Source organism: Actinomadura latina NBRC 106108, from assembly GCF_001552195.1.
GTDB lineage: Bacteria > Actinomycetota > Actinomycetes > Streptosporangiales > Streptosporangiaceae > Spirillospora > Spirillospora latina.
Window position 1 is genome coordinate 78535 of the sequence record NZ_BCQS01000023.1, and the last position, 9928, is coordinate 88462.

General features: G+C 75.1%; 11 protein-coding genes. 3 read left to right on the plus strand and 8 right to left on the minus strand.

Annotation, left to right across the window (positions count from 1 at the left end; translation table 11 throughout):
- Positions 1-3 precede the first annotated feature (3 nt).
- The 8 genes from AL2_RS38695 to AL2_RS26505 all read right to left on the minus strand — a co-directional run bounded on the left by AL2_RS38695 (position 4) and on the right by AL2_RS26505 (position 7549).
- Positions 4-1842: an MFS transporter gene (locus AL2_RS38695; protein ID WP_067638141.1), complete on the minus strand. Its 1839-nt coding sequence runs from the start codon at positions 1840-1842 to the stop codon at positions 4-6.
- 133 nt (positions 1843-1975) lie between these two features.
- Positions 1976-2860 carry a rod shape-determining protein gene (locus tag AL2_RS26475; RefSeq protein WP_083946926.1) on the minus strand — a complete coding sequence of 295 codons (885 nt, stop codon included), beginning with the start codon at positions 2858-2860 and terminating at the stop codon, positions 1976-1978.
- A complete protein-coding gene (locus AL2_RS26480; protein WP_083946927.1) occupies positions 2839-3183 on the minus strand; it encodes a TraR/DksA family transcriptional regulator in 345 nt (114 codons plus the stop codon). Before AL2_RS26480 ends, AL2_RS26475 begins: the two co-directional genes overlap by 22 nt.
- A 152-nt stretch (positions 3184-3335) precedes the next feature.
- Complete coding sequence (locus AL2_RS26485) at positions 3336-3905, minus strand: TrmH family RNA methyltransferase (protein WP_067638145.1); 570 nt, start codon at positions 3903-3905, stop codon at positions 3336-3338.
- Positions 3902-4516: a class I SAM-dependent methyltransferase gene (locus AL2_RS26490; RefSeq protein ID WP_067638146.1), complete on the minus strand. Its 615-nt coding sequence runs from the start codon at positions 4514-4516 to the stop codon at positions 3902-3904. Before AL2_RS26490 ends, AL2_RS26485 begins: the two co-directional genes overlap by 4 nt.
- Before the next feature lie 14 nt (positions 4517-4530).
- A complete protein-coding gene (locus AL2_RS26495) occupies positions 4531-5478 on the minus strand; it encodes a VWA domain-containing protein (protein WP_067638148.1) in 948 nt (315 codons plus the stop codon).
- The gene (locus tag AL2_RS26500) at positions 5475-6536 is read right to left on the minus strand and encodes a DUF58 domain-containing protein (RefSeq protein ID WP_083946928.1); all 1062 of its coding nucleotides are present in this window, start codon (positions 6534-6536) and stop codon (positions 5475-5477) included. The genes AL2_RS26495 and AL2_RS26500 overlap by 4 nt, the downstream gene beginning before the upstream one ends.
- Positions 6533-7549: an AAA family ATPase gene (locus AL2_RS26505; RefSeq protein WP_067638150.1), complete on the minus strand. Its 1017-nt coding sequence runs from the start codon at positions 7547-7549 to the stop codon at positions 6533-6535. Before AL2_RS26505 ends, AL2_RS26500 begins: the two co-directional genes overlap by 4 nt.
- Before the next feature lie 230 nt (positions 7550-7779).
- On the opposite strand from AL2_RS26505, the gene AL2_RS26510 reads away from it, so the two are divergent.
- The 3 genes from AL2_RS26510 to AL2_RS26520 form a co-directional block, all read left to right on the plus strand.
- A complete protein-coding gene (locus tag AL2_RS26510; RefSeq protein WP_067638179.1) occupies positions 7780-8565 on the plus strand; it encodes a hypothetical protein in 786 nt (261 codons plus the stop codon).
- A 92-nt stretch (positions 8566-8657) separates the two neighbouring features.
- A complete protein-coding gene (locus AL2_RS26515; protein WP_067638181.1) occupies positions 8658-9314 on the plus strand; it encodes a LysE family translocator in 657 nt (218 codons plus the stop codon).
- Positions 9315-9380: 66 nt separating this feature from the next.
- A partial coding sequence (locus tag AL2_RS26520) for a DUF885 family protein (protein ID WP_157438376.1) occupies positions 9381-9928 on the plus strand: 548 nt, incomplete at its 3' end.

The window sequence follows — 9928 nt, forward strand, 5'->3', positions numbered from 1 at the left end:
CGGTCAGGCCGGCAGGCGCCGGATCTTGAGGGCGTTGTCGGTGCGGGTCATCGTCCGCCCGTCGGGCGCGGTCTGGACGCGCTCGTGCTCGCCGCTGCGCAGCACCTCCCATTCGCCGTCCGGGAGGCCGAGGGACTTCAGCACCTCCTCCGCGGAGGGCAGGTGGACGTCGGGGTGGGCGCCGGGGTCCCAGGGCGGCGGGCCGGAGTGCCCGGCGATGAACAGGATGCCGCCGGGCGCGACGGCCGCGGCGGCGGAGCGCAGGATCGCCTCCCGCGGCATGCCCGCGCCGGGGGAGTGCAGGAACATGGCGGTGACCAGGTCGTAGGCCCCCTCGGGGAAGGACGCGGCGAGGTCGTGCCGCTGCCAGTCGATGCGGTCGGCGACGCCCGCTTCGCCCGCGTGGCGCGCGGCGCGGTCGAGGGCGTTGCGGGAGATGTCGGTGGCGGTCACGCGCCAGCCCCGCTCCGCGAGCCAGATCGCGTCGGCGCCTTCGCCGCAGCCGAGGTCCAGGGCGGTGCCCGGTTCCAGGCCGGTGATCTCCTTGACGAGGATCGCGTTGGGCTCGCCGCTCCAGACGTGGTCGTGCTCGGCGTAGCGGGCTTCCCAGAACTCTTCGCTGCTCATGGTGTCGTCCATGCCCCGATGATGGGTCGCCGGCCGGCCTGCCGGCGAACTGCGTTGCCGTTCCGGCAAAAACCGCAGTGCCGCGGCGGCGGCAAGGGCGGGACTCGCGGCGAGGGCGTAGCAGAGCGGGAGCGGAAGCGCGTCCAGGAGCACGCCGGTCGCGGCCGTCCCGCCGGACGCGCCGAGGTTCAGCGCGGTGTTGACCCAGGCGGCGGCGCGGGCGCGGGCGGCGGGCGGCGCGTCCGCGTCCGCGATCAGGTAGGCGCTGGTCAGGGTGGGGCCGACGAACATCCCGGCGGCGAAGGCCGCCACCGTCAGCACCGGGATGGACGGTGCGAGGCCCGCGGCGGCCAGCGCGGCGCCCAGCGGGCAGAGCAGGACGGCGAGGCGGCCGCGTCCGGGCAGGGAGCGGCTCAGCGCGCCGTAGGCGAGTCCGCCGAGGGTGCTGCCGGCCGCGAGGGCGGCCTCCACCCAGGCGACCGCGGCGGGCTGGTGGTGGTGCTGGGTGAACGCGATGGCGAGCAGGCCGGTCGAGCCGAGCACGACGCCGGTGGCCGCCGCGGCGGCGGACGGGGCGAGCGGGAGGGCGCGCACGCGCGGTCCGCGGCGGCGCCCGGACGGCCGGGGCCGCACGGCCGGTGAGGTGATCAGCCCGAGGGTGCCGGCGGTGACGAGGGCGGCGCTGAGCACGATCCCGAGGGACGGTGAGGCGGCCGCCGCCAGCAGCCCGGCCAGGAGCGGGCCGGTGACGAAGACGAGTTCTTCGGAGACGGTGTCGAGACTGTAGGCGCGGCGGAGCAGCGGCCCGTCCGGCACCAGGACGTTCCAGAGGGTCCGCATGACCACGCCCAGCGGCGGCATCGTGGCGCCGGCCGCGGCCGTCAGCGCCACCAGCGGCGGGAACGGCGCCCCGGGGCGCCAGGTCAGGGCGGCCAGCGCGGCGAGGCAGAGGGAGTAGGCGGCGGCCATCGGCGGCAGCGCGCGGCGCGGGCCGTGCCGGTCGATGAGCCCGGCGCGCAGCGGCGACAGGACGGAGACGGTGAGGCCGAGCAGGGCCATGAGCCCGCCGGCGCGGGAGTAGGAGCCGGTGGCGGAGGTGAACGCCAGCATCAGGGACAGGAAGACCGTCCCGTAGGACAGGCGTCCCAGCAGGGCGAGGGCGAAGGTGCGGGAGGCGTGGGGCGCGCGCAGGACGGCCGCGTACGACGGTGTCACGGGGGGTTCCTCAGAGAAGCCCGCTGCGGGGCGGTTTACGGGGACGCCGGAGGCCGCCGCCGCGTGCCGCGGCGGCGGAGGGCGTCCTACGCGTCAATGAGGAACTGCACGGGACGGAGTGTAGCGCGTCCGGTCAGGCGCTGGTGAGGCGCCAGGCGTCGGGGGAGCGGCAGGTGTGGGCGAGGCCGCGGATGGTGGCGCGGGCGGGGTCGGGGGCGATGGTGATGGTGAGGCTCATCTCGGCGGTGAGGCGGCCCGGCAGGGACGGCAGCCTGGCGCCGCCGCCGGTGAGCAGCAGGCCGCCGTCGCGGGCGGTGCGGCGCAGCGGGGCGGGCAGGTGGGTCAGCAGGTGGTGGACGTCGGCGGCGATCCGGTCCCGGACGTGCTCGGGCAGCCGCGGGACGTTGTGGCCGGCCTGCCGGTCGGGGACGTACCGGACGGACCGCGCCGCGTGCACGCGGCCCCGCATGACGACGGCCGTCTCGACGATGCCGGCGCCGATGTCGAGGACGAGGCGGGGCCGCGGGTCGCCGATGTCGATGCCGGCCCCGATGGCGGCGGCCAGGGGCGCCTCCATCGTGCGGACGGGGCACCCGGCGGCCGCGCGGACGGCGTCGGCCGCGCGGCCGAGTTGGGCGCCGCTGGCGGCGGCGGGCACGGCGAGCAGTACCTGCCGGAGCCGGAGGTCGGGGTCGGCCTCCAGCAGCGTCATGCGGGTCAGCCGGGTGCAGGCCGCGGCGTCGGCGACCATGCCGTGCTCGATGGGACGGCCCGGGACGGTGCGGGCCCGGCGGCGCCGCGTGGCGGGCCGCCCGGTGGTGAGTTGCCCGGTGGTGAGTTGCCCGGTGGTGAGTTGCCCGGTGGTGAGTTGCGGGGCGCCGCCGACCGTGGACGGGCGGTCGACGATCACGTCCAGGGCGGGCACGCTCGCGCGGATGCGGCTGCTGCCCAGGTCGAGGGCGGCGCGCGGGCCGTCCGGCGGCGCCGTGCGGGCGGTCACCGTCGTCGCTGCTGGCATTTCACGCAGCGGCGCGCGTACGGGATGATCTCCAGGCGCCCTGCGGGGACGGGCTTGCCGCAGTCCTCGCAGCTGCCGTAGGTGCCGTCGCGGAGCCGGACGAGGGCGGCGTCGATCTCCTCCAGGTTGCCCTGGAGGGCGCCGCGGCGGGCCATGACGGCCTCGTCGGGCGCGCTCTCGCCCGCGAGGAGCCCGAGCTCTGCGACGTGCGTCCGGCGCTCCTGCTCCAGGAGCTCACGGGCCTGCCGGGCCGCGGTGCCGCCGGGCGGGTAACCGCCGAGGGCATCGCCGGCCGCGCCGTTGACCGCGCTGTTGACCGTCATCGCAATGAGCTCCCTTGCAGGTCGGTGTCGGGGTCGCCGGGGTAAATACGTGGCGAACCTCCACCATGCGGCAAGGGGGCCGGGGCGGCCATGGGGTGCGGCACCCATTTGCGGTGGGTGCGGGGGTGCAGCCGCGCCGGCGTTCCGGCGGGTCAGGCGCTCCATTCGCGGCGGCGGGCCTCGGCGAGGGCGATGGCGGTGGCGACCGCGACGTTGAGAGAGCCGACGCGCCCGATCTGGGGGATGTAGGCGACGGCGTCGGCGGCGGCGAGGAGGGCGGGGGAGCAGCCGTGGTCCTCGCCGCCGACGGCGAGGCAGACGTCGCCGTCGAGGGGGGCGTCGTGCAGGGGGAGGGCGTCGGCGGTGAGTTCCACGGCGATGAGGCGCAGGCCCGCCTTGCGGACGGCGGCGGCGGCCTCGGCGGGGGTGCCGGCGTGCTCCCAGGGGACGAGGCGGTCGGTGCCGAGGGCGGTCTTGGCGACGCCGCGGTGGGTGGGGGGCGTGGCGTTGCCGGCGAGCCAGAGGTGCTCGACGCCGAACACGGCGGCGCTGCGGATGATCGAGCCCATGTTGAACGGCTGGGTGACGGACTCGACGAGCAGGCCGAGGCGGGCGCCGGTGCGGCGGCGCCAGTCGCGGTTGAGGCGCTTGACGTCGGTGCCGCGCAGCTGCCGGCGGCCCTGCGCGGGGTCGGGGGTGCTCGCCGGGTTGCGGGTGGTCATCGGGCGGGGCCTTCCGTACGGGACGTGACGCGCAGGACGCGGTAGGCGGACCGGGAGGCGATCCGCTCGGCGGGGAGGCCCTGGCCGGTCAGCCACCGCTGGAGGGAGTCGGAGCCGAGGTGCTTCTGGACGACGAGGTGGGCGAGGCCGCCGGGGGCGAGGCGGGGGAGCCAGGCGAGGAGGAGGTCGTGGAGTGCGGCCTTGCCGATGCGGATCGGGGGGTTGGACCAGATCGCGGCGAACCGCAGTGCGGGGTCGATCTCGTCCGCCAACCTGAACCTTACATTGTCAAGGCCCGCGGCTTTGGCATTGCCCTCAGCCATCTCCAGAGCACGCTGATTAACGTCAATGCCCCAAACAGTCCCCGAAGAAGAGCGCTTTGCCATGGTCAGGGCGATGGGCCCGTATCCGCAGCCGAGGTCGAGGAGGTCGCCGTCCTGCGGAGGCGGCGGGACGGTCTCCAGGAGGATGCGGGTGCCGGGGTCGACGCGGTCGGGGGAGAACACGCCGCTGTCGGTGTCGAGCCGCAGGTGCAGGTCGGGCAGGACGAGGTCGACGGTGCGGCGCCGGCTGGCGGCTCCGGGCCGCTCGGCGAAGTAGTGATCCCCCACGCCCGCCGACGCTATCAGGGGAGGCGGGAGAACCAGGCCAGGGAGACGCCGCCGGCGGCGAAGGCGAACAGCAGCGCGATGCCGGTGTAGCGGGCGGCGACGTCGCGGTGCTCGGTCTTGAAGCCGAGGGAGCTGCCGATGTTGCCGTAGACGTCTTCGAGCTGGCCGGCGTCGGCAGCCTCGTGGGCCTTGCCCTCGGTGCTGTCGGCGAGGCTCTTCAGCGTCTCCTTGTTGACCGAGACGCTGGTGGTCTCGCCCTCGATGTCGACGGTGCCGTACGGGGTGCCGAACGCGATGGTGGAGACGGGGATGTGGGCGGCGCGGCTGGCGTCGACGGCCTCCTGGACGGAGCGCCCGGTGGTGTTGTCCCCGTCCGACAGCAGGACGATGTGGGCGGGGGGCGGGTCCTGCCGGGCCTCGGCGTCGAACGACCGGACGGCCTGCAGTGAGGTGAAGACGGCCTCGCCGATGGCGGTGCGCTTGGCCAGGACGAGCTGGTCGAGGGAGGCGATGGCGGCCTCCCGGTCGGCGGCCGGCGCGGCGACGAGGTTGGCGCTGCCGGCGAACGCGACGACGCCGACGTTGAAGCGCGCGGGCAGGTCGCCGATGAACTTCTTGGCGGCGGCCTTGGCGGCGTCGAACCGGCTGGGCGAGACGTCCCTGGCCATCATGGACAGCGACACGTCCACGGCGACCATGATGGTGGCGCGGTCGCGGGGCACCTTGACCGACGTCGCGGGCCGCGCGAACCCGACCATCATCAGCGTGATCATGGCGAGGAACAGGACGGCGGCGACGTGCCGGCGCCAGCCCGGCCGCCGCGGGGCGATCTGGGACAGCAGCGCGAGGTTGGTGAAGCGGACGGCGTACCGCTGCCGGCGCAGCTGCATGAGCACGTAGGCGGCGGCGAGCAGGGGCAGCAGGCCGAGGAGCCAGAGTCGTTCGGGTGACAGGAAGGTCATGGGCGCACTCCCGCGGTGGTGACGGACGAGCTCCGCTCGACAGACCGTCCGGCGGCGCGGCGCTGGCGGAGGGCGAAGCGTGCGACGTCGGCGATCCAGTCGCGGTCGGTGCGCAGGACCAGGTGGTGCGCGCCGCAGCGGCGCAGCGCGGCCCGGGTGCGCTCGCGCTGCTCGGCGGCCGCGGCGGCGTAGCGTTCGCGGACGCGGCGGCTGAGCACGATCTCGTGGACGGTTCCGGTCTCGGGGTCGGCCATCTCGACGAGTCCGACGTCGGGGAGGTCGAGTTCGCGGGGGTCGATGATCTCGATGGCGAGGACCTGGTGGCGGGCGGCGAGGCGGCGCAGCGGGCGTTCCCAGTCAGGCTGCCCGTGCTGTCCCTGCGGTCCGGCCGGGGCGGGGTCGGCGCCGTCGGGGGCGAGGAAGTCGGAGATGACCACGCGCAGGCCGCGGCGGGTCTGGCCGCGGTCGAGGGAGGTGATGGCGGCGGCGAGGTCGCGGGGGGCGGCGGCGGTGCGGGCGGTGTCGGCGCGGTGGGCTCCGTCGTGGACGGACTGGGCGTCCAGGACGGCCTGGAGGAGGGCGTAGAGGGCGGCCTTGCCGGTGCGGGCGGGCCAGCGGCGCATGCCGTCGGCGTGCAGCAGGTAGGCGCCGGCGCGGTCGCCGAGGCGGACGGTGAGGAACCCGACGGCGGCGAGGGCGGCGACGGCGAGGTCGCGTTTGATCATGGTCTCGGTGCCGAAGTCCATGCTGGGGGTGAGGTCGACCAGGGCCCAGGCTTCGAGTTCGTGGTCGGCGATGAGGTCGCGGACGTGGGGGGTGGTGGTGCGGGCGGTGACGGCCCAGTCCATGTGCCGGACGTCGTCCTCGCCGGGCTGGTAGACGCGGGCTTCGGCGAGTTCGGTGCCGGGCCCGGGGATGAGGCCGAGGTGCTCGCCGTTGAGCAGGCCGTCGAGGCGGCGGGTGACCTGGAGTTCGAGGCGGCGCAGGGTGCGTTCGGGGGCGAGGTGGGCGAGCTTGCCGCTGCGGCGGCGCCGGCCTGCGGGCTGCCTGCCGGTCATGCGGTCGTCACCGCCGCCGCTCCGTGGTTCCAGACCACGCGGGGCGGGGGGACGGCGGTGAGGATCTGGGTGATGACGTCGCCGGGGTCGATGCCGTCGGCGAGGGAGTCGAAGGTGAGGACGAGGCGGTGGGACATGACGTCGCGGGCGACGGCGCGGACGTCGTCGGGCAGGACGTAGTCGCGTCCCGACAGCAGGGCGAGGGCGCGGGCGGCGGAGGCGAGGCCGAGGGTGGCGCGGGGGCTGGCGCCGATCTCGATGACGCCGCGCAGGTCGGGGAGGCGGTACTGGTCGGGTTCGCGGGTGGCCATGACGAGCCGGACGATGTAGTCGGCGATGAGTTCGTGGACGGAGACCTCTTCGGCGGCGCGCTGGAGTCCGGCGAGGCCGCCGGTGTCGAGGATCTGGGCGGCTTCGGGCGGGTCGACGCTCATCCGCTGGAGGATCTGGAGTTCCTCGTGGGCGGCGGGGTGGTGGACGTCGATCTTCATGAGGAAGCGGTCGCGCTGGGCTTCGGGGAGGGGGTAGACGCCTTCGGACTCGATGGGGTTCTGGGTGGCGAGGACGATGAAGGGCCTGGGGAGGGGGTAGGTGTTGCCGCCGAGGGAGACCTGGCGTTCGGCCATGACCTCCAGGAGGGCGGACTGGACTTTGGCGGGGGCGCGGTTGATCTCGTCGGCGAGGACGAAGTTGACGAAGACGGGGCCGAGCTCGACGTCGAACTGCTCGGTGGAGGGGTGGTAGATGCGGGTGCCGACGATGTCGGAGGGGACGAGGTCGGGGGTGAACTGGAGGCGGGCGAAGGTGCCGCCGACGACGCGGGCGAGGGTGCCGACGGCGAGGGTCTTGGCGACGCCGGGGACGCCTTCGATGAGGCAGTGGCCGCGGGCGAGGAGTGCGACGATCATGCGTTCGACCATGTGGTCCTGGCCGACGATGACCTTCTTGACCTCGGCGAGGGTGGTCTGCAGGAGTTCCGCGGCCTCGTCGACGTCGGTGGCGGCGATGGTCATGGTGGGAGTCCCCTCGCTGTCCCTGTCGGCCCTGGCGGGCCCGTCCGTCGTGTGCCGGGTGGGTGTCTTACGACCCTACGCGATCACTTGTACCCGTTAGTTCTGGATACGTGCGCACGTGCGTTGATCGGTTCAGGGATGCCGGGGTGGGGCGCCGGGGTGGGTGCCGGGATGGGTGCGGGGCGCCGGTCGTGGCCCGGTCGTTGGGCGTGGTTGTTAGTGTTGCGGCCATGTCGAGGCCGTTGCCGCCGGGTGACCCCGCTCAGCTGGGGCCGTTCCGTTTGTCGGCGCGTTTGTCGGAGTCCGCCGCCGGGATCGTGTTCCTGGGGGTGGACGGTGCGGGGCGGCGTGCGAGTGTGGCGGTGCTGAACCGCGGTGCGGCGGGGGACGCGGCGGCGCGGGACCGGTTCCGTGCGGCGATCAATGCGGCGGTGCCGGCGGCGGGTGGTGTGCCGGGCCGTGGGTCGTTGGCGGAGCCGGGGGGTGCGGCTCCGGTGGTGGCGGCGCAGCCGGATGGTCCGGCGCCGTGGGTGGCGACGCTGTACGAGGCCGATCGGGTGGGTGCGGAGCGGTTTCTGGAGCCGGTGGTGTTCCAGGGGGCGGAGCGTGCCTGGTGGGGCGGGCGGCGGCGCGGCCCGCAGTTCCAGCCGTACTGGCTGGGGTCGGGGGAGCCGGCGTTGGAGGGGCCGCCGCGGCCCGCGCCGGCGCCGGGGGCGGCGCCGGTGGGGGAGCAGCCGCCGGAGCGGAGTCTGGTGGCGGCGATCGTGGGGCTGGCGGCGGCGCTGCTGGTGCTGGCGTTGCTGATGGGGGTGCTGTTCGCGTGCCAGCCGGTGGTGAAGGAGCCGCCGCCTCCGCCGCCGGAGCCGACGCCGTCGTTTCCGCAGCCGTCGCAGTCGCCGCGGGGGTCGTCTCCGTCTCCGTCTCCGTCGGGTGTGCCGACGACGCCGGCGCCGAGCCCGTCGCCGTCGGGGTCGCCGTCGGGGAGCGGCGGTGGTGATGACGGTGCGCCGCTGTGATGTCCGGCTGTTGGTGATGTCCGGCCGGGGGGTGCGCGCGGCCGGGTGAATTGCCGTTGCGCCGGCGGGGTGCGGGCGTCGAGCATGGGTGGATGGTGGAGAGTCTGCTGGCGTTCGCGGGTGCGGCGGTGCTGATCGCGATGGCGCCGGGGCCGAGCACGGTCGTGATCATGCGTGAGTCGGTGCGGTCGGGGCGGCGCGGCGGGCTGTTGGTGGTGCTGGGGAACGAGACGGGTGTGCTGGTGTGGGGGGTGGCGGCGGCGGTGGGGCTGTCGGCGCTGCTGGCGGCGTCGCGGCTGGCGTATGACGGGCTGCGGGTGGTGGGTGCGGTGGTGCTGGTGTGGTTCGGGGTGCGGGCTCTGTGGCAGTCGCGGCGGGGCGCTTCCTCGGGTGGCGTGTCCGGTGGTGCGGCGGGGCCCGGGGAGACGGGGGTGGCGGGGCCGGGGTTGCCGGGGTGGCGGTGTTACCGGCTGGGTTTGGTGACGAATTTCGCCAATCCGAAGGCGGGGGTGTTCGCGGTGTCGTTCCTGCCGCAGTTCGTGCCGGGCGGGTGGCCGGTGGCGTGGGTGCTGGTGGGGTTCTCGGTGGTGTGGGCGCTGATCGATCTGGCCTGGTACGCGGTGGTGGTGTGGGCGGTGGGTGCGGCGCGGCGGGTGCTGGGCCGTCCGGTGGTGCGGCGGGGGCTGGAGCGGGTGTCGGGTGCGGTGCTGGTGGGGCTGGGGGTCCGGCTGGCGGTGGAGGTGCGCTGAGCCGGGTTCGGTGTTTTGTCACATTTCCATGATCACTTTTGTGGGTGCGGGCCGTAGCCTGGGGCGATGACCGCTCTGGATGACCTCGCCGGCCGGTACGCGGACGAGTTGGCCGCGCTGGATCCGTGCCTGGCCGCGCTGATGGGGATCGCGGGGCAGGAGGCGCGGCTGACCGACTATGGCCCGGACGGGGTGGCGGCGCGGGCGGAGCTGTCGCGGCGGACGCTGGTGGAGCTGGGCCGAGTGCCGGTGGAGGGTGATGCGGGGCGGGTGGCGGCCGCGGTGATGCGCGAGCGGCTGGAGGTGGAGGTGGCGCTGGACGAGGCGGGGGTGCGGGAGGGGTACCTGGACACCACCGACGGGCCCGTCCAGCGGCTGCGGATGGCGATCGAGCTGCTGGACCAGGGGCCGCGGACCGACTGGGCGGCGTTGTGCGCGCGGCTGGGGGCGCTGCCGGGCGCGCTGGCGGGGTTGCGGGTGTCGCTGGAGCGGGCGTGCGGGCGGGGGCGGGTGGCGGCGCGGCGGCAGGTGGTGCGCAGTGCCGGTGAGTGCGCGGAGTTCCCGGCGTATCTGGCGGGGCTGGCGGCGCGGCATGGCGGGGGTCCGCTGGCGGG